Consider the following 24531-nt stretch of genomic DNA (forward strand, 5'->3'; position numbering starts at 1 on the left):
TCTTCATGGACACCTTTGCTCTGGTCGTGACCATCGGGGTCGCGCTCTTCTTCACGTACACCAACGGTTTCCACGACTCGGCGAACGCGATCGCCACGTCCGTGTCGACGCGGGCGCTGACGCCGAAGGCCGCGCTGGCCATGGCCGCGGTGATGAACCTCGCCGGTGCGTTCATGGGCTCCGGGGTCGCCAAGACCGTCAGTGAAGGGCTGATCCAGACGCCCGTGGGGTCGAAGGGGATGGGAATCCTCTTCGCCGCGCTGGTGGGTGCGATCACCTGGAACCTGATCACCTGGTACTTCGGGCTGCCGTCGTCCTCCTCGCACGCGCTGTTCGGCGGCATGGTCGGGGCGGCGCTCGCCGGTGGCACGACGGTCTACTGGCACGGGGTGCTGGAGAAGGTCGTCATCCCCATGTTCATCTCCCCGGTGGTCGGTCTGCTGGCCGGTTACCTGGTGATGACCGCGATCATGTGGATATTCCGGAAGGCCAACCCGCACAAGGCCAAGCGGGGGTTCCGGATAGCCCAGACCGTCTCGGCGGCCGGGATGGCGCTGGGGCACGGGCTTCAGGACGCGCAGAAGACGATGGGCATCGTGGTGATGGCGCTCGTCATCGCGGATGTCGAGGACTACGGCGATCCGATTCCGGTGTGGGTGAAGGTCGCCTGTGCGGTGATGCTGTCGCTGGGGACGTATGCCGGTGGATGGCGGATCATGCGGACGCTGGGGCGGAAGATCATCGAGCTGGATCCGCCGCAGGGGTTCGCGGCGGAGACGACGGGGGCGTCGATCATGTTCACCACGGCGTTCCTGTTCAAGGCGCCGATCTCGACGACGCATGTCATCACGTCGGCGATCATGGGGGTCGGGGCGACGAAGCGCGTGAATGCCGTGCGCTGGGGGGTCGCCAAGAACATCATCCTGGGGTGGTTCATCACGATGCCGGCGGCGGCCTTGGTGGCTGCGGTTTCCTTCTGGATCGTGAATCTGGCGTTCCTGTAGTCCTGCTCGGCGTCGGAGCCGCTGCCGGGTGGGTCCGCAGCCCGGCGGAGCGGGGCGCCGCTGCGCCCGCCCTTCCCCAAGCTCTCGGCTTCGCTCGAGCAGGAGGGACTTCCATCGCCCCAAGCGGCACGACTGCCCCCAGCCAGGCGGCTACGCTGCCCGCAGCTCAGCGTGTACGCGAACGGGCCCGCCCCTGGGAGTAGGGGCGGGCCCTTTTCGGCCTCGCGGTGGCACCGCCATGCAGCACCGCGAGGGGTCTCGGCGAGGGGGACTCAGCCGAAGCGGCCGGAGATGTAGTCCTCCGTGGCCTGTATCGACGGGTTGGAGAAGATGCGCTCCGTGTCGTCGATCTCGATGAGCTTGCCGGGCTGGCCGACCGCCGACAGGTTGAAGAACGCCGTGCGGTCGGAGACGCGCGCCGCCTGCTGCATGTTGTGCGTCACGATGACGATCGTGAAGCGCTCCTTCAGCTCGCCGATCAGGTCCTCGATCGCCAGGGTGGAGATCGGGTCCAGGGCCGAGCAGGGCTCGTCCATGAGCAGGACGTTCGGCTCGACCGCGATCGCCCGCGCGATGCACAGGCGCTGCTGCTGGCCGCCGGAGAGGCCCGAGCCGGGCTTGTTCAGGCGGTCCTTGACCTCGTTCCAGAGGTTCGCGCCCTTCAGGGACCGCTCGACGATGTCCGACAGTTCGTTCTTCTTGTAGTTGCCGTTCAGCCGCAGCCCAGCCGCCACGTTGTCGAAGATCGACATCGTGGGGAACGGGTTCGGCCGCTGGAACACCATGCCGACCTCACGGCGCACGGACACCGGGTCGATGCCCGTTCCGTAGAGGTCCTCGTCGTCGAGCAGCACCTTGCCCTCGACCCGGCCGCCGGACGTCACCTCGTGCATACGGTTCAGCGTGCGCAGGAACGTCGACTTGCCGCATCCGGACGGGCCGATGAACGCCGTCACCGAGCGCGGCTCGACGGTCATCGAGATGTCCTCGATCGCCTTGTGGGAGCCGTAGTAGGCGGTCAGTCCGCTTACGTCGATTCGCTTGGCCATGATTACTTCACTTCCAGACAGTCAGATCAGTCGCTGTGGCCGCGTCAGCGACCGGTCTTCGGGGCCTTCCAGCGGGCGATGCCGCGGGCCACCAGGTTCAGGATCATCACGAAGGCGATCAGCGTGAGCGACGCCGCCCAGGCTCGGTCGTACGCCGTGACCTCGCCCGATCCGTACTGCTGGTAGATGTACAGCGGGAGCGACGCCTGCGCGCCCTCGAAGGGGTTGGCGTTGATGAACTTGCTGCCGAACACCAGCAGCAGCACGGGCGCGGTCTCACCGGCGATGCGGGCGATGGACAGCATGATGCCGGTGGTGATGCCGCCGAGCGAGGTCGGCAGGACCACCTTCAGGATGGTGCGCCACTTGGGCACGCCGAGCGCGAGAGAGGCTTCGCGCAGCTCGTTCGGGACGAGCTTGAGCATCTCCTCCGTGGAGCGGACGACGACCGGCATCATCAGGATCGCGAGGGCGAGTGACCCGGCGAAGCCGAAGGGCTGCATCTCGAAGATCAGCATGAGGCTGAGGATGAACAGGCCGGCGACGATCGACGGGATGCCCGTCATGACGTCGACGAAGAAGGTGACGGCCCGAGCGAGATTGCCGCGCCCGTACTCCACCAGGTAGATCGCGGTGAGCACGCCGACCGGCGCGGCGATCAGCGTGGCGAGGCCGACCTGCTGCAGCGTGCCGAGGATGGCGTGGTAGATGCCGCCGCCCGTCTCCGAGTCGGCGATCACGCCCATCGAGTGGGTCAGGAAGTAGACGTCGAGAACCTTCGTGCCGCGTTGGACGGTCGACCACACCAGCGAGGCCAGCGGCACCACGGCGAGCAGGAACGCGACCCACACCAGCGAGGTGACCACGCGGTCCGTGGCCTGGCGGCGGTTCTCGACCCGGGCCGCGATGACGTACGTGCCGAGGACGTGCAGGATCGCGGCGATCAGCGCCCACTGGACGCTGCTGTGCAGGCCGGCGGCGGCGCTGACGCCGATGCCGAGGGCGACGGATCCGGCGGCGATGGCCCACGGAGCCCACTTGGGCAGATGGCCGCCGCGCAAGGTACTGGGGCGCTTGGCGGCGAGGGAGGGTGCGGTGCTCATGCGTTGGCCCCCGAGTACTCCTTGCGGCGGGCGATGATCGCGCGGGCCGCGCCGTTGACCAGCAGGGTGATGACGAACAGGACCAGACCGGAGGCGATCAGCGCGTCACGGCCGAACTCGGTGGCCTCGCTGAACTTGCTGGCGATGTTCTGGGCGAAGGTGCCGCCGCCCGGGTCGAGCAGGCTGGTGTGGATCAGGAAGTCGGGCGACAGCACGGTGGCGACGGCCATCGTCTCGCCGAGAGCGCGGCCGAGGCCGAGCATCGAGGCCGAGATGACGCCGGAGCGGCCGAAGGGGATGACCGCCATGCGGATCACTTCCCAGCGGGTGGCGCCGAGCGCCAGGGCGGCCTCCTCGTGCATCTGCGGGACCTGGCGGAAGACCTCGCGGCTCACGTTGGTGATGATCGGCAGGATCATGATCGCGAGCAGGATGCCCACGGTGAGCATGGAGCGCGCGGCGCCGCCCTGCCAGGAGAAGACGCCGGTCCAGCCGAGGTAGTCGTTCAGCCAGCCGAAGAGGCCGTTCATGTGCGGGACGAGGACCAGGGCGCCCCACAGGCCGTAGACGATGGACGGCACGGCGGCCAGCAGGTCGATCACATAGGCGATGGGGCCGCGCAGCCGGCGCGGGGCGTAGTGCGTGAGGAACAGCGCGATGGCGACCGAGACCGGGACCGCGATGACCATGGCGATGATCGAGGAGACGATCGTGCCGTAGGCCAGGACCGCGATGCCGAAGACCGGTGGGTTGACACCGGTGTTCCACTCGAAGGTCGTCAGGAAGTTGCCGTCGTCCTTGCTGATGGCGAGGACGGCGCGGTAGGTGAGGAAGCCCGCGATCGCGGCCATGATCACCAGGAGCAGGATGCCCGAGCCACGGGACAGACCGAGGAAGATCCGGTCTCCGGGCCGGGTGGCGCCACGGGCCGCGCGCTTCTGCTCGGCGGTGGTCGGCTGCGTGGGGGGAGGTGCGTCAGCTATCTGTGTTGTGTCCATCGGGTTCTCCGGTCTGCGGAACCGCACGTGCTGTGCGGCCCTTGGCGGCGGTGCACCGGACGGTGCGGTCCGGTCCCGCTGGGGGGGACCGGACCGCACTCAGGTCAGCTCAGGCTCTCGACGGTCGTGCGAACCTTGGTGATGATCTCTTCGGGCATGGGCGCGTAGTCGTTCTCGGCGAGGATCTTCTGGCCGTCCTCCGAGGCCGCGTAGCGCAGGAACGCCTTGACCGCGGGCAGGGTCTCGGCCTTGTTGCCCTTGTCGCAGACGATCTCGTACGTCACCAGGACCATCGGGTAGGCGCCGTCGGCCTTGGTCCCGTAGTTCAGCTCCAGCGCGAGGTCCTTGCCGGTGCCGACGACCTTGGCCTCCGCGATCGCCTTGGTGGCGTTGTCGACGGTGGCCTCGACCGGCTCGGCGGCGCCGGTGTCGATGGCGACGGTCTTGATTCCGTCCTTGGCGTACGACAGCTCGAAGTAGCCGATCGCACCGGCGGTCTGCTTGACCTGCGCGGCGACGCCGGAGGACTGCGGAGCGGACTGGCCGCCCTTGGCCTGCCAGGCCTTGCCGCCCTCGTAGGGGAAGTCCTTCTTGGCGGTGGCGATCAGGTACTTGGTGAAGTTGTCCGTGGTGCCGGACTCGTCCGAGCGGTGGAACGCCTGGATCTTGAGGTTGGGCAGCTTCGCGTCGGGGTTCAGCTCCGCGATCGCCGGGTCGTTCCACTTGGTGATCTTGCTGTCGAAGATCTTGGCGATCGTCGCGGAGTCCAGGACGAGCTTGTCGACGCCCGGGACGTTGTAGCCGACGGCGATCGGACCGCCGACCATCGGCAGGTCGATGCCCTGGCCACCGGAGCAGACCTTCTTGGAGGCCGCGACCTCGTCGGGCTTCAGCGCCGAGTCCGAACCGGCCCAGGGGACCTGGCCCTGCGTGAACGCGGTGACACCGGCACCGGAACCGCCGGCCTTGTAGTTGATCTCCACCTGGCAGGCCGCCGAGAACTGCTTCACCCACGCGTCGACCGCGTTCTTCTGCGCGGAGGAGCCGTCGGCCAGTACCTGGCCCGAGGCGTCGTCACACTTGATGTTGCTCGGCGCGGCGGCGTTGGAGGAGCCGCCGTTGGGGTTGCCGGTCTCGTCGGAGCCGCACGCCGTGAGGGCCAGGGCGCCGGAGACGGCGAGAGCACCGAGAGCGAGGGCCCGCCGGTTCATGCGCTGAAGCTTCACTTGAGTTCCTTCCAGGAGCCGCCGTCCTGAATCGGCGGCGTGCGAAGTCTGGTGACGCTGGACGAGGCCGCGCACAGCAGGCGCGGCTCGCATCTGGCACGGCCGAAATTAGACAGATCAGGTGAAGGCGCCGATGGCCACACATGAACGAGGGGTGAACCCCTGCCTAAGGTGCGGTTAGGTCACGGAACGCTTACGGGGAGAGCACGTGCGGGTTCCGCTTCCCGGACCGGAGGGGCTCAGTCCGGTCTTCCGGCCGGTGGTGGCGGGTTCAGCACGGCGAGCAGCGCGTCGACCAAGGGGCGGTCGTGGGGCTGGGTGAGGCGGGTGCGGGCGGCGAAAGGTGTCAGCCACAGCACCCGGTCCACCTCGTCCGTCGGGGAGAACGCGCAGGACATCGCCTCGGCCGCCCAGTAGCGGACCTGCTTGGGGCGGCCGTTCGCCAGGTAGCGCTGGGTGGGCAGCTCGGCGCCCGGCTCGGCCCGGCAGCCCGTCTCCTCGGCCACCTCGCGCAGGGCGCCGGCGAGCGGCTCCTCGTCGCGCTTCAGCTTGCCCTTCGGCCAGGACCAGTCGTCGTATTTCGGCCGGTGCACGAGGCAGAGCTCCAGCCCGCCGGTGACGGGGGAGCGGCGCCACAGGACGCAGCCGGCCGCCTGAACGGTGGTGTCCTCGGGGGAGCCGGAGCTCACCGGGTGCTCACCGCCTCCGCCTCCTTCTGCCAGGCCTGCTGGAACGCGAAGCGTGCCGCCTCCACCTCGTGCCGCTGGTCGGCGTGCAGGACGCCGAGGGCGTACGCCGTGGCCGGCGCGATACGGGGGGTACGGGCCGCCTGGGCCGCCGCTGCCGCCGCCTCCGAGGCATCGCGGTGGCGGTTCAGGGCCTGGCCGGCGGAGAGCAGGCGCAGGTCGACGACCGAGGTGCCGTCGGGTTCGCCGCGGACCGCTTCGCGGGCGTAGCGGTGCAGGCGCAGGAGCAGGCGGACCTGGTGCCAGGGGGCGTCCTGCGGGTGCGGGACGGTGTCCGGGGACAGGCCGTGGATGAGTGCGGCGGCGTTGTACGGGTGGCCCGCGGTGACGAGGGGGAGGGCGGCTACGGCGTCGGTGAGGCGTTCCTTCGCGGCGGTGGCGAGGGGGCGGAGGTCCGTGGTGGCCGCGGATGGGGTGAGCGGGACCTCGCTGGCCAGGACGGCGACCTTGTCCGCGATGGCGTGGAAGCGGCTGGAGCCCAGGGCTTGCAGGGCTGTGGAATGGGCTCGGGTGCGGGCGAGTGTGAGCTGGCGGTCCAGTAGAGCGCCTGCCTTTGCTGCTCCGACTGTCAGGTTGCTGCGTTCCGGGGCTGAGGCCGGGGGGGTGCGCAGCCCGGCGTCGCGGGGTGCCGCTGCGCCCACCCGTGCCGCCCCAGCGGCACGACTGCCCGCAGCTGAGTCGGCGCGCGCGCCCGCAGCTGGGTCGGTGCGTGCGCCCGCTGCCGCGTCCGCCCGGGCGCCGGCGGCTGCGCCTGCCGGCTGGGCAGGCGCAGCCGTAGCGCCCGACAAGCGGTGCAAGGCGCTCAGCAGGCGTTCCAAACGCGCCGTGTACGCGTGCTCCAAGGCCAGGGTGCCTGAGACCCAGGCCAGTTCGGGGCGCATGCCCTCGCACCAGCCCGTGTCGAGGAGGGACTGGAACGTGTGCAGGCTGGCGCTGATGCGGCGGGCCGAGCGGCGGAGCGCGCGGGCCGCGTCGACGGATCCCTCCGCGCCGTTCGCCACGGAACCGGTCTCCCGGTGCAGGCGCAGCGCGCGGAGGAACTCCGTGGCCTGGGCCCTCAGGTAGCCCGCGAGGGCGTCCCCGGTGGGGGCAGGGCCGGCCATCGGGTCCGTCGGGTCAAGGTGTCGCTGTGCCACGCCGGCGCCTCCGGGCGTCTATGAGCATCTCCTGGACGTTGCGCAGGGGCTGGCCGTCCGCGTCGGTCGCATGCCGGGTCCACTCGCCGTCCGGGCCGAGGTGCCAGGAGGCGGTGCCGTCGGACACGCCGGTCTCCAACAGCCGGTTCAGGGCCGCCCGGTGGGCCGGGTCGGTGACCCGGACCAGGGCCTCTATCCGGCGGTCGAGGTTGCGGTGCATCATGTCGGCGCTGCCGAACCACACCTCGGGCTCGCCGCCGTTGCCGAAGGCGAACACGCGCGAGTGCTCGAGGAAGCGGCCGAGGATGGAGCGGACTCGGATGTTCTCCGACAGGCCCGCCACGCCAGGGCGCAGCGCGCAGATGCCGCGCACCCACACGTCCACCGGCACACCCGCCTGGGCCGCGCGGTAGCAGGCGTCGATGACGGCCTCGTCGACCATCGAGTTGACCTTGATGCGGACGTACGCGGGCCGTCCGGCGCGGTGGTGCTGGATCTCCTTGGTGATCCGGGAGACCAGGCCGTCACGCAGCGACTTGGGGGCCACCAGGAGGCGGCGGTAGGTCTCGCGGCGGGAGTAGCCGGAGAGGCGGTTGAAGAGGTCCGAGAGGTCCGCGCCGACCTGCGGGTCGGCCGTGAGCAGGCCGAGGTCCTCGTAGAGGCGGGCCGTCTTCGGGTGGTAGTTGCCGGTGCCCACGTGGCTGTAGCGGCGGAGCGTCTCGCCCTCCTGGCGGACCACCAGCGACAGCTTGCAGTGGGTCTTCAGGCCGACCAGGCCGTAGACCACGTGGCAGCCGGCCTCCTCCAGCTTGCGCGCCCACTTGATGTTGGCGTGCTCGTCGAAGCGGGCCTTGATCTCGACCAGGACCAGGACCTGTTTGCCGGTCTCGGCGGCCTCGATGAGGGCGTCGACTATGGGGGAGTCGCCCGAGGTCCGGTACAGGGTCTGCTTGATCGCGAGGACGTCCGGGTCGCCGGCCGCCTGCTCCAGGAAGGCCTGGACGGAGGTGGAGAACGAGTCGTACGGGTGGTGCAGCAGGACGTCCCGCTCGCGCAGTGCGGCGAAGATGTCCGGCGCGGACGCCGACTCGACCTCGGCGAGGTCGCGGTGGGTGCCGGCGACGAACTTGCGGTACTTCAGCTCGGGCCGGTCCAGGGAGGCGATCCGGAACAGGCCCGTGAGGTCCAGCGGGCCCGGCAGCGGGTACACCTCGGCCTCGCTGATCTTCAGCTCCCGCACCAGCAGGTCCAGGACCTCGCGGTCGATGGACTCCTCGACCTCCAGGCGCACCGGCGGCCCGAAGCGGCGCCGCATGAGCTCCTTCTCCAGGGCCTGGAGCAAGTTCTCGGCGTCGTCCTCCTCGACCTCCAGGTCCTCGTTCCTGGTGAGGCGGAAGGCGTGGTGCTCCAGCACCTCCATGCCCGGGAAGAGCTCCTCCAGGTGCGCGGCGATGACGTCCTCGATGGGGACGTAGCGGCCCGGGGAGCTCTCCAGGAAGCGGGACAGCAGCGGCGGCACCTTGACCCGGGCGAAGTGCTTGTGGCCCGTGACCGGGTTCCGTACGACGACGGCCAGGTTCAGGGACAGGCCGGAGATGTACGGGAAGGGGTGGGCCGGGTCGACCGCGAGCGGGGTCAGCACGGGGAAGATCTGGTGCCGGAACAGGGTGAACAGGCGGGCCTGCTCCTTCTCCTGGAGCTCGCTCCAGCGGACCAGGTGGATGCCCTCCTCCGCGAGCGCGGGGGCGACGTCCTCGTGGTAGCAGGCGGCGTGCCGGGCCATGAGCTCGCGGGAGCGGGCCCAGATCATCTCCAGTACCTCGCGGGGCTGGAGGCCGGAGGCGGAGCGGGTGGCCACGCCGGTGGCGATACGGCGCTTCAGGCCGGCCACCCGGACCATGAAGAACTCGTCCAGGTTGCTGGCGAAGATCGCGAGGAAGTTGGCCCGCTCCAGCAGCGGCGTGTTCGGGTCCTCGGCGAGTTCGAGAACGCGCTCGTTGAACGCCAGCCAGCTGCGCTCCCGGTCGAGGAAACGTCCCTGTGGCAGCTGGGGTCCGTCGTACGGCGATTCCTCGTAAGCGTCGAGGTCGGCGTCGATGTCGGGTTCGAGGTCGGAGACGGCCGCCGCGATGGTGTGCGGGCGGTGGGCCGCGATGGAGCCCACGGAGGGCTGCGCGTGCTGGACCTGTGCCTGGGTGTTCGGCTGGCTCATGGACCCATTCTTCCGCGCCGCGAGCATCACGGGCGCGTCGGAAAGCGCGGGCGGGAGCGGGGGCGTCACATGAGTGTTCCCGTTCCCCCCAGGCCCCTCTCGGGGCGGTGAAGGCTCTGGCACGGCGGGAGTCATTGGCCGAGCCTCGCAAGCCCGTCTGAATCGATGGTTACGGAGACATGACGTGTGGGATAGCGCAGGGCGGCTCGCGGGGGTGCCTTCGGTGCCGGCCGGGAAGCCGGGCGTGCTTTCGTGAACCGATCGCACGGGGTCGTCCGATGAGGAGACGTGAGCGAAACGAGAAGCGACGGGGAGCTGCTGCGGGCCGTTGCCGCGGACGCCGACCGGCGGGCCTTCGAGGAGCTGTACCGGCGGTACGCGCCGTGGCTTCGTGCCCGGCTGCGGGGCCGGTGTGCCGACGTGAGTGTCGTCGACGACGTCGTACAGGAGACGTTCCTCGCGGTGTGGCGGGGCAAGGCCCGCTACCGGGAGGAGGGTGATGTGGCCGGGTGGCTGTGGCGTATCGGGTCGCGGCGGCTGGTGGACGCGCTGCGCGGTGACGGGGCGCGCGGCCGGCTGCGGCAGGCGCTGGCGCGGCTCAGGCACCGGGACGAGGTGTCGGCGGAGGAGCGCGTGCTCGCGGGGGTGGAGCACGGGGACCTCGCCGGCGCGCTGGTCCGGCTGTCGCCGGAGCTGCGGGCGGTGTTGCAGGCGACCGTCATCGACGGCCTGTCGACCCGGGAGGCCGCCGTGCTGCTGGGGATTCCGCCGGGGACGGTCAAGACGCGGGCGATGCGGGCCCGGAAGCAGTTGCGGGAGGCGTTGGCATGAGCTGGCATGTGCCTGAAGAGGACCTGCGCGCCTACGCGCGCGGCGAGCTGGCGGCACCGGCTCTGTGGTCCGCCGACGCGCACCTGGTCGCCTGTGCCGCGTGCCGGGGCGCGCTCGCCGAGGTGAGCGATCCGGTCGCGCTCGACGCGGGGTGGGAGCGGCTCGACGCCGAGCTCGACGCGCCCCGGGCGGGGGTGCTGGAGTCGCTGCTGGTGCGGGTCGGGGTGGCCGGGCACACCGCGCGGCTGCTGGCGGCGGCGCCGGTGCTGCGGCGGTCGTGGCTGGGGGCCGTCCTCGTCGTGCTGCTGCTGAGCGTCGGTGCGGGGCATGCCCCGCACAGCGGGGAGTTCCCCACGCTGTTCCTCGCTCTCGCGCCGTTGCTGCCGCTGGCGGGGGTGGCCCTGTCGTACGGGCCCGCGCTGGACCCGACGTACGAGATGGCCGTGGTCGCGCCGATGCACGGGTTCCGGCTGCTGATGATCCGGACGGTGGCCGTGCTGGGCGTGGTGCTGGGGCTGAACGGGCTCGCGACGCTCGCGCTGCCCGAGTACGGGCTGCGTGCGCTGGCCTGGCTGCTGCCCGCGCTCGCGCTCACCGCGACCGGGCTGGCGCTGACGCCCCGGCTGGGGCCGGTGCTCGCGCCGTCGCTGGTCGGCGGGGCCTGGGTCGGGCTGCTGGTGCTGGCCGAAGCGCTGCGGGCAGATCCCGAGGTGCCACTCGCGCCGTTCACCGTGGCCGGGCAGGGCGTGGCGGCGCTGGTCGCCGCGCTCGCCGCCGGGCTGCTCTTTCTCTTCCGTGACCGATTCGATCTCTTCCAGGGACGTGCCGTATGACTCCGACCGTGTCCGCCTCCGGGCTCAGCCTCCACTACGGCGGCACCCGGGCCCTCGACGACGTGTCGCTGCGGCTGACCGGCGGCGTCACCGGGCTGCTTGGGCCCAACGGCGCCGGCAAGACCACGCTGCTGCGGGTGCTCGCCACGGCCCTGCCCGCCGACCGGGGCGCCTTCACCGTGCTCGGGCACGACCCGGGCACCGCGCGGGGCAGGCAGGAGGTGCGGCGCCGGCTGGGCTACCTGCCGCAGACGCCGGGGTTCCACCCGGACTTCACCGCCTTCGAGTTCGTCGACTACGTGGCGATCCTCAAGGAGATGACCGACCGGGCCGCCCGGCACCGCGAGGTGTGGCGGGTGCTCGACGAGGTGGGGCTCGCCGACGTGCGGGGCAAGCGGATCCGCAAGCTGTCCGGCGGCATGCGGCAGCGGGTCGCCCTGGGCGCCGCCCTGGTCGGTGATCCCGGCTTCCTGGTGCTGGACGAGCCCACCGTCGGGCTGGACCCCGAACAGCGCATGCGGTTCCGGGAGCTGATCGCGGGGGCCGGGGAGGGGCGCACGGTGCTGCTGTCCACCCACCAGACGGAGGACGTGGCGATGCTCTGTCACCGGGTGCTGGTCATGGCCGGCGGCCGGATCCGGTTCGAGGGCACCCCGGCCGAGCTTACGGCGCGGGCCGCGGGGCGGGTGTGGAGCAGCACGGAGCGCGATCCGGGCGCCAAGGCGGGGTGGCGTACGGGGACCGGCGCCTTCCGGAACGTGGGGGATCCACCGGACGGGGCCGAGCTCGTCGAACCCACTCTGGAGGACGGTTATCTGCTCGCCCTCGACGGCGACGCCGTGGAGGTGGCGGCATGACCGCGGTGGCGGAGAGGCCGGTCGAGCCCGCAGTGCGGGCCGAGCCGGGCGGGGCCCGGGCCGCCGTGTTCGCCCTGGCCCTGTTCGAGACGCGCCGGCTGCTGACGAGGCTGCCCGTGGTCATCGCCTTCCTCGTGTACCTCGGCTGGACCGTGTGGCGCGGCGGGAAGGACTGGGACGGCTACCCGGCCCTCCAGGACGTCGACCGCGCCACCCAGAGCGCGCCGATGCTGGTCGGCCTCGCGGTCCTGCTGTCCGCCAACCGCGCCGCGCTGCGCTCGTGGCGGCACGGGACGGAGCATCACTTCGCGGTGCTGGTCCTCCCGCCGTGGCGGCGTACGGTCGCCCACGCGCTGTCGGTCGTGGCCGCGGCCCTGCTCACCGCCGTGTGCGTGGCCGCGCAGTTCGGCTGGGAGGCGCTCAGGCCCGGGGCGATCGGGCACGGTTCGGTGGCCGAACTGCTCGTGGGGCCGCTGACGGTGCTGCTGGCCGGGCTGGCCGGCCTGCTCATGGCAGGGCTGGTGAGGGCGGCGATCGCCGCCCCGCTGACGGTGGTGTTCTTCCTGCTCCTGTTCCTCTTCGGTACGGGCATGAGCGGCGGCGGGACCCGGTGGTTCATGCCGGTGGTCATCGAGCCGACCGCCGGCACCCTGCCGTCCGACCTGATAGGCCGGCCCGCCGCCTGGCACGCGCTGTATCTGGCCGGGCTGGCGCTGTGCGCGGGACTGGTGGCGGTGCTGGCCGCCGGCGGCCGCAAGCCGGTGGTGATGGCCGGGGTCGCCGGGGCGGTGGCCATGACGCTGGTGGGCGGGGTCGCCCAGACGGGCGGCGACTCGCCCGAGCTGGTCCGGGCCCGGGAGCGGGCCACGGTCAACCCGGACCAGGTGCAGTCCTGTGTCCGGCGGGACGGATCGACGTACTGCGCGTTCCCCGAGTGGGGGCCGCGGGTCGCGGACTGGGCCGGGGTCGTGGACCGGGTGCGTTCCCTGGCCGGTGGCAGCGCCCATGAGCAGAAGGTCGTCGTACGGCAGCGGATCGAGGCCCGTTACGGGCTCTCCGGCGATGGTGCGCTGGTGCCCCTGGAGCGTCCGCACGAGGTGACCGTGCGCACCCGGTGGGGCGGAAACCGCGTCCCCGAGTTCTCGGCGGCCGTGGCCGGCGTGCTGGTCGCGGGGAACGAGAAGGCTGCCACCTCGATGTGCGACGGCCGCATGGTCACCGTCATGTGGCTGGCCCTGGGCTGGGAGTCGGACCCGATGGCGGCCCTGCGCCGCGTCCGCCTCGACGACAGCGTGACCGGCTCGGCCCTGGTGCTCCAGCCGACGGACGGGATGTACATGACGGCCGCCCAGACGGAGGTCCTGCGCGAGCTGCTGGACCGGCCCCGCGGCGAGGTCACCGCCCGCGTCAAGTCCCACTGGGCCGAACTGACCGAGCCGAAGGTGACGGCGGCCCGGGCGGCGCGGCTGCTGGGCGTGAAGGCACCCCAGGGGGGCGACAAGTGCCTCGACTGACCAGGGAGTTGGTCCTCATGGCCTGCCGGACCCTGCCGTGGGGCGTGGTCGGCACGGCCGGCGGGGCGGGACTGCTGCTCGCCGCGCTCACCCGGATCACCGGGGAGACGGGCGAACGGTTCTCCCTGCACCTGCTGCGGGGCGCGGTCCTGGCCTTCGCGACGGGCCTGGTGTTCCTCCTGGACGATCCGGCCCGGCACACCACGGCCACCGTGCCGACCCCGCGCCCGGTCCGTGTCGCGTTGCGGGTGGCCCTCCTCGTCCCCGCCACGGCGGCCTGGTGGGCCGCGGCACTGCTGCTCGTGCCGCCGGAGCTACGGCCTCCGGTCGCCGACATCACGCTGGAGGCCGGGGCGGCGTTCGCCCTGGCGGTGGCCGGCGCGGCGGTCGCGGTGCGGTTCACCGACGTCCCGCGGCCCGGACCGCGGGTCGCGGCCGGTCTGCTGACCTCGGCGGTACTGGCCATGGTGTTCTGGCCCGGGCGGTGGGCGCTGTTCGTGCCGGTGGAGGACGAGCGGTGGGCGGCGGCGCACGACCGGTGGGCGGTGGCGCTGGCCGGGGCGGTGCTGGTGGGAGCGTTGGGGGCGGTGGAGCCGTTGCGGCGGTGGTCGTGGCGCGCGGATCCGGGCCGTCGCGCTGCTGGTCGTCGAGGTCTGCGCCGGGCGGGTTGATCCGCTCGCGGTTCATGAACCCTAGGGTGACGACGTGGACCTCAAAGCCGTACGGGCCTTCGTGGCGATCGCCGACGCCGGGCAGTTCCAGAAGGCCGCCGTGGACCTGTCGCTCACCCAGCAGGCGGTCTCCAAGCGGATCGCCGCGCTGGAGAAGGACCTGGGGGTGCGGCTGCTGGTGCGTACGCCGCGTGGAGCGGAGCTCACCATCGACGGGCAGGTGCTCCTGCCGCACGCCCGGGCCCTGCTCCAGGCGGATGAGCGGGCGGTGGCGGCCGTGCGCCCCAGGGAACGCGCGCTGCGGGTGGACGTCGTGGGGCGCCGGGCGGCCCCGGCCGGACTGGTACGGGACTTCCACCGGGCGCATCCCGAGATCGCCCTGGACGTCGTCACGCTCTTCGACGCGGATACGGCGGTGGCCGCCGTGCGGGACGGGGCCGTGGACGCCACGTTCCGTGCCGTCACCATGCCCGGGCGCCGGCTCCCCGACGGCATCGAGGCCGTCTCCGTCCTGGACGAACCGCTCCGGCTGTGCGTCGGCCCCGACCACGAGTTCGCCCGAGCCGCCTCGGTGACACCCGCGCAACTGGCCGGGCACCGGATCTGGATGCCGGGCAACGCACCCGGCACGGAGTGGTCCGCCTACTACGACGAACTCGCCGAGACCTTCGGCCCGTCCATCGACACGATCGGCCCCAACTTCGGCATCGAGGCCCTGCTCGACACCATCGCGGGCTCCCCGACCCTGGCGACCTTCCTCAGTGAACGAACCCCGCTGGTCTGGCCGGCCGACCACGACCTGCGCCTCGTCCCCCTGCGCGACCCGACCCCGGTCTACCCGCACTCCCTCCTCTGGCGCACGGACAATCCGCATCCCGGCCTGGCAGCACTCCGCGACCACCTGCTGGCGACGCGCCCGCAGCTGACGGAGGGGGAGGTCTGGAAACCGTCGTGGGCGGTTACTTGGTGACGTACGTCAGGAATGACGCCCAGGGGCTCGCGCCGAACACGAGTATCGGGCCGTCCGGCTGCTTGCTGTCGCGGACGGGGACTGTGCCGGGGCAGTTGTCAGCAACCTCCAGGCAGTTGTTGTCGCCCCCGTCGCTGTAGGACGACTTGCGCCACAACGACGCGCTGGCGTCCCTGGCCGAGTGGGTCTTTCCGGCAGCGTTCCTGTCGTTCGCTACCCGAGTCATACGCGCGTGGGGCTTTCGTCCTTGACGCCAGCCAAGAACGACGTCCACGGGCTCGCGCCGAACACGAGTATCGGGCCGTCCGACTGCTTGCTGTCGCGGACGGGGACTATGCCGGGGTGGTTGTCGGCGACCTCCAGGCAGTTGGTCTGCCCCCCATCGCTGTAGGACGACTTGCGCCACACGACGGTGCCGAGATCGAGGGTTCGGTTCATGATCTGCACTCCTCCAAGAGACGCTTGATGAACGCCCTCGACTCCTCCGGAGTCAGCGCCGCGTCCCTGACGAGATCGTAGGACCAGCGGAAGGACAAGACCTTGTCTGGGTCGTCGATCAACTCGCCGAAGCTGTTGCCTTCGACATAGGCAACGGGATCGCCGACGCGTTGCCACAACAGTGTGAGGTGGCTGTTCATGAGGTCGTGCACGCCTGCTGTGTAGGGCAGAACCTGAAGTGCGACCGACGGCAACTCGGCCGCGTCCAACAGGCGCGACAGTTGGTCAGCCCACACCTTCCCGTCGGGCACAGGCCGTCGAAGCGCTCCCTCGTCCAGGATCACGCGAATGCTGGGCGCCGGTTCGCGGTACAGCAGTTCCTGCCGTCCCATGCGCAAGGCCACCTGTTCCTCGATCTCCTCGCTGTTGCCAGCCGTTGTCTGGGCTCTGGAGAACCCTGACAACACCGTGCGGGCATAGTCCTCGGTCTGCAACAGTCCAGGCACCGCCAGCTGGAACATCCACATGACGCGAGCCGTCGCCTCAAGCTCCATGAACGCCTTGTACTTGTCCTTGATGACCTCCTTGCGCGCGTCCCGCCACAGGCGAACCAGCAGGTCACCGGACTCGTAGTAGCTGTCCAGGTCCTCCATGACCGCCCGCTTGGACAGGCGCTCCCCCTTCTCCAGACGGAAGAGGTAGCTCTTGTCGTACGCCGTCTCCGCCGACAACTGCGCGAGTGTCTTGCCTGCCTTCTCCCGCAGGAACCGCAGCGTCCGTCCGAGCTCGGCGCGCCTCGACTCGCGCTCCCCGTCAACGAAATCACCCATGTCACCCCTCGCCGTTGCCTGGCGCTCAGGCAACGCCAGCCCTCTTCCAGAGCGTACGCGCGACCAGTGACCATCAAGGCACGAACGGTAATCACCGCTCGTCAAACCCCTCCCGCCTGCCCTGAGAAGGGACGCCCCCGTGCGCCTGTGCATCGCCGAACTCTGCGAGTCGGTCCTGCTCCTCCTCGTGCGGATCCTGCTGCCCGCCCGGGGGCGTCACCGGGCGGCGCCGGCCCAACGGTCGTGGACCATCCCCCACTCCCCGCCGACATCCACACCCCGCCCCCTCGTTGTGGAAGAGCCCCTGGTGATGGACACCCCGCTCGTACGGCCGTACCTCCACACCGTGGAGGTCTTCGCATGAGGCTGCTCCCCTGGACCGGCGCCGACGGCAAGCCCTGTTACCTCTCCACCGACGACCCGGACAGCCTCCTCTCGCGGCTCGCCGACGACGTCGAGGCCGCCCAACTCGCCTCGGCCGAGCAGGTGCTCGCGGGCGCCAAGGCCGTACTCGGGGACCCCAAGGCCGGTGAACGCGCCGTGCGCTTCGCGCTGACAAGGGCTGTGGAGTCCCTGGGAGACGTGTTACGTGTCGCGGTCAGTCGTAGCCGCGAGGGCGACATCCGATAAAGCGGGATATGGAACCCTGCCAGCTGTCAATGTCCTGTCATACTCGCCAGTACCGCAAACTCCTGCACCCGTTCTGACATCTTCATCGCCGTCACAGAACCCCACAGGAGTGAGCCACCCCCATGCGTCTCATTCGCAAGTCAACTGTCAGGAAATACGGCGCCGTTGCCGCTACCACCGCCCTCGCCGTATCCGGTCTCCTGGCCGGCGCGGGGACCGCGACGGCCGGGCCCGCCGGGGCGACCAACATCCGGGGCGTCGACCCCGGTGACACCGACCGGATGATCGAGCGGCTCTGCAACCAGGAGACGAGCCTGACGGGCGTCTACGGCGCCCTCAACGTCGAGACCGGTGAGTTCAAGACCCAGGACGAATACCTGCGGGACGTCTTCGGGCTGTGGAAGCCCGCCGGGCCGTGGGAGCTGTTCCGCGGCTGGTGCGGGTACGCCGAGGCCTCGACCTGGTCCATCAAGGGCGACACCGTCCGCACGTCCCGGTGGATCGGCAACAAGGGCTCCGCCGACGACAAGGAAACCTTCGTCAGCAGCTACAGCACCAAGACGTTCGCCAAGAAGAGCGTCGGCGGGACCATCAGCCTCTCCCTCGCCAAGAGCATCTTCTCCGGCACCGTCGGCGGCAGCGCCGGCTACGAGTGGGGCTGGGAGAAGGAGTCCAAGTTCGAGACCCGGAGTGAAAAGACCATCCCGCCCTGCCGGCAGGTCGCCGTCACCTGGACGCCGTATCAGCGCGTGGTGCGCGTGAACCCCGTCTTCCACGTCGAGGACTACGAGTGGAACAAGGGCGACGGTGACCACACCGCGCACAGCTGGCGTGACCGGGGATACCGGACCATCTACTCCCACGGGTATTACATCGACGGCATCTCCGACAAGCTCCTCCCCAACGGCCAGCCCGACGGCCGCGAGGACAAGATCGAGGAGAAGCTCGACCCCAAGTCCTGTGTGAAGTAAGGAACATACGCAGGACACGGCAACCTTTCCGTGCGGGGCGGCGACCCACTCCCGGATCATCCCCCCGCACGGAACGGATTCGCCGCATGAGTGAGCCGCACAGCAAGCCCCGGCACCGCAGAAGCCGCACGGCCCTGGCGGTCGGGGTGCCGCTGGCCCTGACCGCCGCCGGCACCCTCGCCTACGGCACCGACCTCGGCGTCCTCGGCTCCACCGCCCAGCAGGCCTCCGCCGCCGCCCCGGCCTGGGCCGCCGACACCGCCGACGGGTTCGCCTCCGTGAACTCCCTCGGCCAGAACGGGACGTACGGCGGCCGGGACGGCAAGACCGTCACCGTGAAGACGCAGGCCGACCTGGAGAAGTACGCCACGGCCACCGAGCCGTACGTCATCGTCGTCGCCGGCACGATCAACATGAACCCGGTCGGCAAAGAGATCAAGGTGCAGTCCGACAAGACCATCGTCGGTGCCGGGACCTCCGGGCACATCGTCGGAGGTGGGTTCTTCCTCGGCCAGGGCGTGCACAACGTGATCATCCGGAATCTGACCATCCGGGACTCGTACCAGGGCATCTGGAACGACAAGGATCACGACTTCGACGCTGTTCAGATGGACGGCGCCCACCATGTGTGGATCGATCACAACGACCTGCGGCACATGGCCGACGGGCTCATCGACGTCCGCAAGGACAGCACGAACGTCACCGTCTCCTGGAACAAGCTGAGCGACAACAACAAGACCTTCGGCATCGGCTGGACCAAGAACGTCAAGACGGACATCACGATCCACCACAACTGGATCCGCGAGACCGAGCAGCGCAACCCGTCCACCGACAACGCCTCCCACGCCCACCTCTACAACAACTTCCTGGAGGACGCCCCGGGCACGGCCATCAAGTCGTCGTACGGCAACTACTCGCGCGGCGCGACCAAGATGGTCCTGGAGAACTCCTTCTTCAAGGGCGTCACGAACCCCGTCATCAAGGACAGTGGCGCCGCCGTCGTCCAGCGCGGGAACTCCTTCTCCGGCACCAGCGGGCGCAACGAGAGCGGCGGGACCGCCTTCGATCCGAAGGCCTACTACCGGTACACCCTCGACAAGGCCGCCGACCTCCCGTCGATCCTCAAGTCCGGTGCCGGCCCCCGCGCTTCCATCGGCAGGACCGCCGCCTCCACCAAAGCCGCGGCCGCTACCACCCTCACCGTCGCCAAGGACGGCAGTGGCCAGTACCGCACGGTGCAGGCCGCCGTGAACGCCGTACCGGCGAACAATCCGTCGCGGGTCGTGATCGCCGTCAAGCCGGGCACGTACCGGGAGCTGGTGAAGGTGCCGTCCAACAAGCCGCACGTCACCATCCGGGGTACCGGCAGCAGCCGCAAGGACACGACGATCGTCTACAACAACGCCTCCGGTACGCCCAAGCCCGGCGGCGGCACGTACGGCACGGGCGGCAGCGCCACCGTCGCCGTCGAGGCCGACGACTTCCAGGCCCGGAACCTGACCATCTCCAACGACTTCGACGAGGCGAGGAACCAGAGCCTGAACGGCCACCAGGCCGTCGCCCTGCGGACCGCCGCCGACAAGGTGTTCCTGGACGGGATCATCGTCAGCGGCGATCAGGACACGCTGCTGCTCGACACCGCGTCGAAGGACCGGCTGGGCCGGGTCTACGTCAGCAACTCCTACGTCATCGGCAACGTCGACTTCATCTTCGGGCGGGCCACGGCCGTCGTCGACAAGTCCATCATCACGCTGAAGAAGCGCTGGAACGGCACCTCGGCCGGGTACATCACCGCCCCGAGCACCGCCGCGAACCGCAAGGGCATCCTGATCGCCAACTCGACCGTGAACGGCGACGTGTCGGCCGGCAGCTTCTACCTCGGGCGGCCCTGGCACGCGGGCGGTGACGCCTCGCTCGACCCGCAGACCACGGTCCGCAACACCAACCTGAGTGCCGCGATCAAGTCCACGCCGTGGACCGACATGAGCGGCTTCTCGTGGAAGGACGACCGGTTCGCCGAGTACGGCAACTACGGCGCGGGTGCGGGTCCGGCGAGCACCAACCGGCCGCACCTGAGCGACGCGCAGGCCGCGAACCAGGAGGTCGCGGACTGGCTCGCGGGCTGGACGCCTTCGGCGTCCTGACGGCTCCCTTCCGGGTCCGGCTGACTAGCGGCGCCGGACCCGGAAGGGCCACCATGGTGGTCCCTGTGGGGACTGCTACTGCTTCCAGGCCCAGTGCAGCCGGTCCAGGCCGCTCTGGTTGTTCACCGTCAGGCTGAGGTTCGTGCCCGTGCCCTGGAGCGTGGTGAGGGAGTAGGTGTCACCGTTGCGCAGGCCGGGCCAGTAGACCGAGCCGAGGCCCATCTCGCGGATGGTGTCGGTCGCGGCCTGGATGTACGCGACCTCGTTGGAGCCGTTGACCGGGCCGTTGTAGTCCAGGCCGGTCGTCATCGAAGCGCCGAACTCGTCGAGGATCGTGCGCGAGGCGCAGTCGCCGATGCGCGCCTTGAAGTCCTGCTTCCACTGGTCGACGCTGGTCCAGTCGGTGTGCCAGAAGCCGTAGTTGTGCAGGGCGATCCGGGTGCCGTTGAGACGCGGGTCGGCGCACACCGGCTTGACGTCCTCGCTGTACTTGTACCCGCCGATCAGCATCCGGTCGCGGGGCACGTTGCGGTGGGTGGTCACCCACTTCGCGGCGATGTCGGTCCACTCCTGGGCGGTGTAGCCGAAGGGCTCGTTCATCGGCTCGAAGTACACCTTGGAGTCGCGGGCGTAGGCGGAGGTGATGCGCGCCCACATCTGGTCCCAGGAGGCCTGGTTGTCGATCTTGCCGTCCTTGGCGTTGTCGGCCTCCCAGTAGCCCAGGATGACCTTGAAGCCCTTGGCGGTGGCGGCGTCGATCGCGCCCCGGTACGACTTCCAGAACGGGCCGTTCACAGAGGTCGGGTTGACCGGGAGTCGGACGGTGTTGGCGCCCAGCTTGGAGAACCCGCCGATGATCGCCCTGGACTTGGCGTAGGTCGTGGCGTAGCTGTCGGAGGTGGACAGGCCCGAGGGCACGACCGCGTCGTCGGCGTAGTTGTCGCGCGGGTCGGCCCAGTTGACGCCCTTGAAGTCGCTGACGGGCGGCGGGGCGGCGGGGGAGGCGGCTGCGGGGGAGGCGAGGGCCCCGCCGAATGCCGTGGCGCAGGCGAGCAGCGCCCCCAGACCGACTGTCCCCCGATGGGTGTTTCGTGACACGACGTCCCCTTCTGAGCAGTTGCGTCCGCGGAACTCGCGTACAGATCGGCGGCTCGTTGGCTCCCGCAAACTAGAAGAGAACTCGAACAGAGGTCAACACATCTGCACACCAAATCTCATCAGGAACGCAGGTTGCCGACTCGCGGGACTACGAACCCACGGTCAGCCCCGAGCCCGACACCCGCACCCGGATGCCGTCCTCCTCCACCCGTACGTCGTCCAGCCGAACGTCCCCCTGCTCCGGCTTCGGAAGTTCGAACGCGAGCGCCAGCCGGTCGGCCAGGACCGGGCGGGTCAGGCCGGACAGCTCGTCGAGGAGGTTGGGGTCGAGGCCGAGGCGGCGGAGCACCTCGGGGTTGTCCAATGCCAGGTCGATGAGGTTGAGGCGTTCGGCCTGGCGGGCGAACTTCGGGGAGCCGGTCAGTTCGGCGAGCTTGCCGTCGTCGGCCAGGGCCTCGCGCACGGTCGCCTCGGGCACGCCCATCCGCTGCACGATGGCCGGGACCGAGAGCAGCGCCTTGGCCTTGCGGGTCTGCCGGGCGAGGTCGGCGGTCCCCTTGGCGGTCAGGTGCAGGCCCTCCGCGGGGCGGGTGCCGGGGCGGTAGGTGGCCAGGTCTCCGATGTCGAGCCGCATTCCGCCGATCTCCGTGGCGATGCCCCGCTCGCCCTGCCGTTGGATCCGCGCCTCGGCGCGCAGACGCAGGTCGTGTCCGGCGACGGGCAGGGTGCCGCGGGCCCGGACGCGGTCGCGGCCCTCACCGGTGAACGTCACCTGGGAGGCGCCAAGTTCGCGGTTGAGATCCTCGAAGGACAGCAGGACGTCCCCGTCGAACCGGGGGATGTGCGCGCCGCGCACGGACGTGAGGCCGTCGGCGTCCAGCCGGATGTCGTGCGCCGTGGCCGACACCCTCGCCAGGGAGACCCGGTCGGCGGCGACGTCCGGGACGGTCACCTTCACCGACTCCAGCCGCTTGTCGGCGAGTTGGGTGAGGAAGGGGAATCCGCCGATCTCCACCTCGGGCGCCGCCGCGAGGTCGAGCCGGTCCTTGAGCGTGTCTGCGGCCCGGTGCTCGGCGTACAGCAGGGCCCAGCGGTCGGCCAGGGCGACGAAGGCGGCGAGTACGACCAGCCCGACCACCGCCTTCATCGCGAGCGGCAGCCCGGCGAAACGATTCCGCCGACGCCGGCCGCCACGGCGGTGGTCGGGCGGCGACCACTGAGGTTCCCGCTCGTCCCGCCGCTCGGCGTCCTCGCCGAGGAAGTCCGCCAGAGGGGTCTCCTCCAGCGGGCCGTCATCGAGTGCGCCGAGTTCGTCGTAGGGGTTGCGGGGCTGCCCGGAGTGGTCACGGGGCTGCTCGGAGCGGTCCTGGGGAAGGTGCTGCGTGTCTACGCGGTGGGGGGTGCGCATCGTCTCATCCGACCATGCGCACCGCCCCTGCCCGCAACTTGAATCCCCTGTATGCGATTTACTTCACGATCACGATGAGGTCCGCCTTCGGCGGTGCCAGCGGGTCCGTGGCCGACGAGTTGGCCGTCAGGTACTGCTCCAGCGCGGTCAGGTCGCCGGCGCCGACGACGTCGTTCGTGCCCTGGCCGAGCGTGGGGAAGCCGTCGCCGCCGCCCGCGAGGAAGCTGTTCGTCGCGCGCGGTAGGCGGCCGCCGGGTCGATGGCCGCGCCGTTCAGCCTGATCGAGTCCGTGACCACGCGGTCGGCGCCGGACTTGGTGAGGCCCAGCGTCAAGAGGCCGGAGATGTGCGGGGAGGCGCCGACCATGTCGCCGCCGGCCGCGGTGATGGAGCACTTCTCGCCCTCGCGGCCCGACGCAGATGGGTGGCGAGGTACTCGACACCACCCGCGACCGCCCGCGTCGATGGTCTTCGTCGTGCCGTCGTGCTGGTGTTCGGTGACCCGGCCGGAGGAGCGGCGGGCCGCTCCAGGCTGCCGTGCAGGTCGTTGAAGGACAGCAGCCGGACGTCCTGGTGGCGGCCCGGCCGGTGGCCGCCCCCGCTGTGGTTCTCGCCGGCCGACGCCGACCCGGGCGCCGTCGCCGCGGCCAGCGCGCCGACGGTGACGAGACGGCGGCGAGAGCGACGAGACGGTTTCTGCGACGTCTGCGGCGCTCCCGGTGCGCCGGTGCCGGTGAAGTGGCTGGCCTACGCCCCCCTGTGGGTCTGCTGGGACAGTGATGTCGTCCGGCGCAGCCTAGAGTCAACGCGCGTAGCGCGACAGAGTTTTCGTGGCTACATCCTGGTTGCTCTTGCCGCCGATTTACCGGCGGTCCCCCGTACCCTCGTACACATGACCAGCGACGACACCGCACGGCCCGGACGCACCCGTTCGATCGACACATATGCCGCGCTCCCCCCGGAGCAGACCGAGGCCGTCCTCGCACTGCTCGCCGAGGCCGCCCGCACCGACGGGCAGCAGGCGGTCTCCGAACAGGGCCGGTTGCAGTTGCGCGGCGGCGAACGCGAGGGCGTCGCCCATCTGCTGCTCACCGTCGACGGCGAACTCGTCGGGTACGCCCAACTGGAGGACACCGACCCGGTGGAGCCGCCAGCCGCCGAACTGGTCGTGCACCCCGGGCACCGGGGCCACGGGCACGGGCGGGCGCTGGGCTCCGCGCTGCTGGCCGCGTCCGGCAAGCGGCTGCGGGTGTGGGCCCACGGCGGCCACTCCGCCGCCCGGCACCTCGCGCAGGTCCTCGGCCTGACCCTGTTCCGAGAACTGCGCCAGATGCGCCGCCCCTTGACCGGCTTCGACGCGCCCGAGCCGGTCCTCCCCGAGGGCGTCACCGTCCGCACCTTCGTCCCCGGCCAGGACGACGCGGCCTGGCTCGCCGTCAACGCCGCCGCCTTCGCCCACCATCCCGAGCAGGGCTCCCTCACCCAGCGGGACCTCGACGACCGCAAGGCCGAACCGTGGTTCGACCCCGCGGGGTTCTTCCTCGCCTTCCGCGGCGACGAACTCATCGGCTTCCACTGGACCAAGGTCCACGCCGAGGAGGGCCTGGGCGAGGTGTACGTCCTCGGCGTCGCCCCCGGCGCCCAGGGCGGCGGCCTCGGCAAGTCCCTCACGACGATCGGCCTGCGGCACCTGGCGGACCAGGGGGTGCCGACCGCGATGCTGTACGTCGACGCCGACAACAAGGCGGCGGTGTCCGTGTACGAGCGGCTGGGGTTCGTGACGCACGAGGTGGATCTGATGTACCGGACGGAGACGTGACGGCGCTGGTTGCGGCTGTGCCCCGCCGAGCGTGCTGACCTGTT

Annotated in this window: 24 protein-coding genes and 1 pseudogene; 12 read left to right on the forward strand and 13 right to left on the reverse strand. The window is 70.5% G+C overall.

What is annotated here, in order from left to right:
• The first annotated feature begins 5 nt into the window (after positions 1-5).
• On the forward strand, positions 6-1004 hold the full coding sequence (locus AOQ53_RS18575) for an inorganic phosphate transporter (RefSeq protein ID WP_059418712.1): 999 nt from the start codon (positions 6-8) through the stop codon (positions 1002-1004).
• Between the two features lie 272 nt (positions 1005-1276).
• Here the strand turns inward: AOQ53_RS18575 and pstB are convergent, their stop codons facing one another.
• From pstB to AOQ53_RS18610, 7 genes are all read right to left on the reverse strand, one after another.
• A complete protein-coding gene (pstB, locus tag AOQ53_RS18580) occupies positions 1277-2053 on the reverse strand; it encodes a phosphate ABC transporter ATP-binding protein PstB (RefSeq protein WP_059418713.1) in 777 nt (258 codons plus the stop codon).
• A gap of 44 nt (positions 2054-2097) precedes the next feature.
• Positions 2098-3156, reverse strand: a complete 1059-nt coding sequence (gene pstA / locus AOQ53_RS18585) for a phosphate ABC transporter permease PstA (RefSeq protein ID WP_059418714.1) — start codon at positions 3154-3156, stop codon at positions 2098-2100.
• Positions 3153-4154 (reverse strand): phosphate ABC transporter permease subunit PstC, encoded by a 1002-nt coding sequence (pstC, locus tag AOQ53_RS18590; RefSeq protein ID WP_059418716.1) that lies wholly within the window; start codon positions 4152-4154, stop codon positions 3153-3155. Before pstC ends, pstA begins: the two co-directional genes overlap by 4 nt.
• A 104-nt stretch (positions 4155-4258) precedes the next feature.
• Complete coding sequence (pstS, locus tag AOQ53_RS18595; RefSeq protein WP_059418717.1) at positions 4259-5380, reverse strand: phosphate ABC transporter substrate-binding protein PstS; 1122 nt, start codon at positions 5378-5380, stop codon at positions 4259-4261.
• Between the two features lie 239 nt (positions 5381-5619).
• The gene (locus AOQ53_RS18600) at positions 5620-6069 is read right to left on the reverse strand and encodes an NUDIX hydrolase (protein ID WP_059418718.1); all 450 of its coding nucleotides are present in this window, start codon (positions 6067-6069) and stop codon (positions 5620-5622) included.
• Complete coding sequence (locus tag AOQ53_RS18605) at positions 6066-7262, reverse strand: CHAD domain-containing protein (RefSeq protein ID WP_059418719.1); 1197 nt, start codon at positions 7260-7262, stop codon at positions 6066-6068. The genes AOQ53_RS18600 and AOQ53_RS18605 overlap by 4 nt, the downstream gene beginning before the upstream one ends.
• Entirely contained in the window at positions 7243-9609 is a 2367-nt protein-coding gene (locus AOQ53_RS18610; protein ID WP_099054632.1) for an RNA degradosome polyphosphate kinase, read from the reverse strand. The genes AOQ53_RS18605 and AOQ53_RS18610 overlap by 20 nt, the downstream gene beginning before the upstream one ends.
• A 153-nt stretch (positions 9610-9762) precedes the next feature.
• On the opposite strand from AOQ53_RS18610, the gene AOQ53_RS18615 reads away from it, so the two are divergent.
• Genes AOQ53_RS18615 through AOQ53_RS18640 form a run of 6 tightly spaced genes read left to right on the forward strand, consistent with a single transcriptional unit; the run spans position 9763 to position 15150 of the window.
• Entirely contained in the window at positions 9763-10305 is a 543-nt protein-coding gene (locus AOQ53_RS18615) for an RNA polymerase sigma factor (RefSeq protein ID WP_059418723.1), read from the forward strand.
• On the forward strand, positions 10302-11138 hold the full coding sequence (locus AOQ53_RS18620) for a cupin domain-containing protein (RefSeq protein ID WP_059418725.1): 837 nt from the start codon (positions 10302-10304) through the stop codon (positions 11136-11138). The genes AOQ53_RS18615 and AOQ53_RS18620 overlap by 4 nt, the downstream gene beginning before the upstream one ends.
• Complete coding sequence (locus AOQ53_RS18625; RefSeq protein ID WP_059418729.1) at positions 11135-11995, forward strand: ABC transporter ATP-binding protein; 861 nt, start codon at positions 11135-11137, stop codon at positions 11993-11995. Before AOQ53_RS18620 ends, AOQ53_RS18625 begins: the two co-directional genes overlap by 4 nt.
• Positions 11992-13509: a hypothetical protein gene (locus AOQ53_RS18630; protein ID WP_059418731.1), complete on the forward strand. Its 1518-nt coding sequence runs from the start codon at positions 11992-11994 to the stop codon at positions 13507-13509. The genes AOQ53_RS18625 and AOQ53_RS18630 overlap by 4 nt, the downstream gene beginning before the upstream one ends.
• A gap of 17 nt (positions 13510-13526) precedes the next feature.
• A complete protein-coding gene (locus AOQ53_RS18635) occupies positions 13527-14180 on the forward strand; it encodes a hypothetical protein (protein ID WP_059418733.1) in 654 nt (217 codons plus the stop codon).
• 34 nt (positions 14181-14214) lie between these two features.
• A complete protein-coding gene (locus tag AOQ53_RS18640; protein ID WP_059418735.1) occupies positions 14215-15150 on the forward strand; it encodes a LysR family transcriptional regulator in 936 nt (311 codons plus the stop codon).
• Here the strand turns inward: AOQ53_RS18640 and AOQ53_RS18645 are convergent.
• The 3 genes from AOQ53_RS18645 to AOQ53_RS18655 are packed head-to-tail and all read right to left on the reverse strand — an operon-like array spanning position 15140 to position 16418.
• Complete coding sequence (locus AOQ53_RS18645) at positions 15140-15376, reverse strand: DUF397 domain-containing protein (RefSeq protein ID WP_236711726.1); 237 nt, start codon at positions 15374-15376, stop codon at positions 15140-15142. The two genes, AOQ53_RS18640 and AOQ53_RS18645, sit on opposite strands and share 11 nt — an antisense overlap.
• Positions 15373-15588, reverse strand: coding sequence for a DUF397 domain-containing protein (locus tag AOQ53_RS18650; RefSeq protein ID WP_059418739.1), 216 nt, complete (start codon positions 15586-15588; stop codon positions 15373-15375). The genes AOQ53_RS18645 and AOQ53_RS18650 overlap by 4 nt, the downstream gene beginning before the upstream one ends.
• A complete protein-coding gene (locus AOQ53_RS18655; RefSeq protein ID WP_059418741.1) occupies positions 15585-16418 on the reverse strand; it encodes a helix-turn-helix domain-containing protein in 834 nt (277 codons plus the stop codon). Before AOQ53_RS18655 ends, AOQ53_RS18650 begins: the two co-directional genes overlap by 4 nt.
• A 139-nt stretch (positions 16419-16557) precedes the next feature.
• Between AOQ53_RS18655 and AOQ53_RS18660 the strand changes: the two genes are divergently transcribed.
• From AOQ53_RS18660 to AOQ53_RS18675, 4 genes are all read left to right on the forward strand, one after another.
• Entirely contained in the window at positions 16558-16782 is a 225-nt protein-coding gene (locus tag AOQ53_RS18660; protein WP_059418742.1) for a hypothetical protein, read from the forward strand.
• Positions 16779-17048: a hypothetical protein gene (locus AOQ53_RS18665; protein ID WP_059418743.1), complete on the forward strand. Its 270-nt coding sequence runs from the start codon at positions 16779-16781 to the stop codon at positions 17046-17048. The genes AOQ53_RS18660 and AOQ53_RS18665 overlap by 4 nt, the downstream gene beginning before the upstream one ends.
• Positions 17049-17170: 122 nt before the next feature.
• Entirely contained in the window at positions 17171-18019 is an 849-nt protein-coding gene (locus tag AOQ53_RS18670; protein WP_059418745.1) for a hypothetical protein, read from the forward strand.
• A gap of 86 nt (positions 18020-18105) precedes the next feature.
• Positions 18106-20163 (forward strand): pectinesterase family protein, encoded by a 2058-nt coding sequence (locus AOQ53_RS18675; RefSeq protein WP_059418747.1) that lies wholly within the window; start codon positions 18106-18108, stop codon positions 20161-20163.
• 75 nt (positions 20164-20238) lie between these two features.
• Here the strand turns inward: AOQ53_RS18675 and AOQ53_RS18680 are convergent, their stop codons facing one another.
• The 3 genes and pseudogenes from AOQ53_RS18680 to AOQ53_RS46355 form a co-directional block, all read right to left on the reverse strand.
• Complete coding sequence (locus AOQ53_RS18680; RefSeq protein WP_059418749.1) at positions 20239-21261, reverse strand: glycoside hydrolase family 5 protein; 1023 nt, start codon at positions 21259-21261, stop codon at positions 20239-20241.
• 148 nt (positions 21262-21409) lie between these two features.
• Complete coding sequence (locus tag AOQ53_RS18685) at positions 21410-22669, reverse strand: LmeA family phospholipid-binding protein (RefSeq protein WP_059418751.1); 1260 nt, start codon at positions 22667-22669, stop codon at positions 21410-21412.
• Positions 22670-22727: 58 nt separating this feature from the next.
• Positions 22728-23011 (reverse strand): annotated as a pseudogene (locus AOQ53_RS46355) (5'-nucleotidase C-terminal domain-containing protein); the annotation flags it as partial.
• A 549-nt stretch (positions 23012-23560) separates the two neighbouring features.
• Here AOQ53_RS46355 and mshD point away from each other — a divergent pair.
• Positions 23561-24487 (forward strand): mycothiol synthase, encoded by a 927-nt coding sequence (gene mshD / locus AOQ53_RS18695; protein ID WP_059418756.1) that lies wholly within the window; start codon positions 23561-23563, stop codon positions 24485-24487.
• The last annotated feature ends 44 nt before the right edge of the window (positions 24488-24531 follow it).

Source organism: Streptomyces azureus, from assembly GCF_001270025.1.
In the GTDB taxonomy this organism is placed as follows: Bacteria; Actinomycetota; Actinomycetes; order Streptomycetales; family Streptomycetaceae; genus Streptomyces; species Streptomyces azureus.

Bases quoted from the DNA above. Each gene is read 5' to 3' on its own strand.
- pstC (WP_059418716.1), bottom strand. From the start codon at position 4,154: ATGGACACAACACAGATAGCTGACGCACCTCCCCCCACGCAGCCGACC.
- AOQ53_RS18655 (WP_059418741.1), bottom strand. From the start codon at position 16,418: ATGGGTGATTTCGTTGACGGGGAGCGCGAGTCGAGGCGCGCCGAGCTC.
- AOQ53_RS18665 (WP_059418743.1), top strand. From the start codon at position 16,779: ATGAGGCTGCTCCCCTGGACCGGCGCCGACGGCAAGCCCTGTTACCTC.
- AOQ53_RS18670 (WP_059418745.1), top strand. From the start codon at position 17,171: ATGCGTCTCATTCGCAAGTCAACTGTCAGGAAATACGGCGCCGTTGCC.
- AOQ53_RS18685 (WP_059418751.1), bottom strand. From the start codon at position 22,669: ATGCGCACCCCCCACCGCGTAGACACGCAGCACCTTCCCCAGGACCGC.
- AOQ53_RS18620 (WP_059418725.1), top strand. From the start codon at position 10,302: ATGAGCTGGCATGTGCCTGAAGAGGACCTGCGCGCCTACGCGCGCGGC.
- AOQ53_RS18635 (WP_059418733.1), top strand. From the start codon at position 13,527: ATGGCCTGCCGGACCCTGCCGTGGGGCGTGGTCGGCACGGCCGGCGGG.
- AOQ53_RS18610 (WP_099054632.1), bottom strand. From the start codon at position 9,609: ATGACTCCCGCCGTGCCAGAGCCTTCACCGCCCCGAGAGGGGCCTGGG.
- AOQ53_RS18575 (WP_059418712.1), top strand. From the start codon at position 6: ATGGACACCTTTGCTCTGGTCGTGACCATCGGGGTCGCGCTCTTCTTC.
- AOQ53_RS18650 (WP_059418739.1), bottom strand. From the start codon at position 15,588: ATGAACCGAACCCTCGATCTCGGCACCGTCGTGTGGCGCAAGTCGTCC.
- pstA (WP_059418714.1), bottom strand. From the start codon at position 3,156: ATGAGCACCGCACCCTCCCTCGCCGCCAAGCGCCCCAGTACCTTGCGC.
- pstB (WP_059418713.1), bottom strand. From the start codon at position 2,053: ATGGCCAAGCGAATCGACGTAAGCGGACTGACCGCCTACTACGGCTCC.
- mshD (WP_059418756.1), top strand. From the start codon at position 23,561: ATGACCAGCGACGACACCGCACGGCCCGGACGCACCCGTTCGATCGAC.
- AOQ53_RS18625 (WP_059418729.1), top strand. From the start codon at position 11,135: ATGACTCCGACCGTGTCCGCCTCCGGGCTCAGCCTCCACTACGGCGGC.
- AOQ53_RS18645 (WP_236711726.1), bottom strand. From the start codon at position 15,376: ATGACTCGGGTAGCGAACGACAGGAACGCTGCCGGAAAGACCCACTCG.
- AOQ53_RS18675 (WP_059418747.1), top strand. From the start codon at position 18,106: ATGAGTGAGCCGCACAGCAAGCCCCGGCACCGCAGAAGCCGCACGGCC.
- AOQ53_RS18630 (WP_059418731.1), top strand. From the start codon at position 11,992: ATGACCGCGGTGGCGGAGAGGCCGGTCGAGCCCGCAGTGCGGGCCGAG.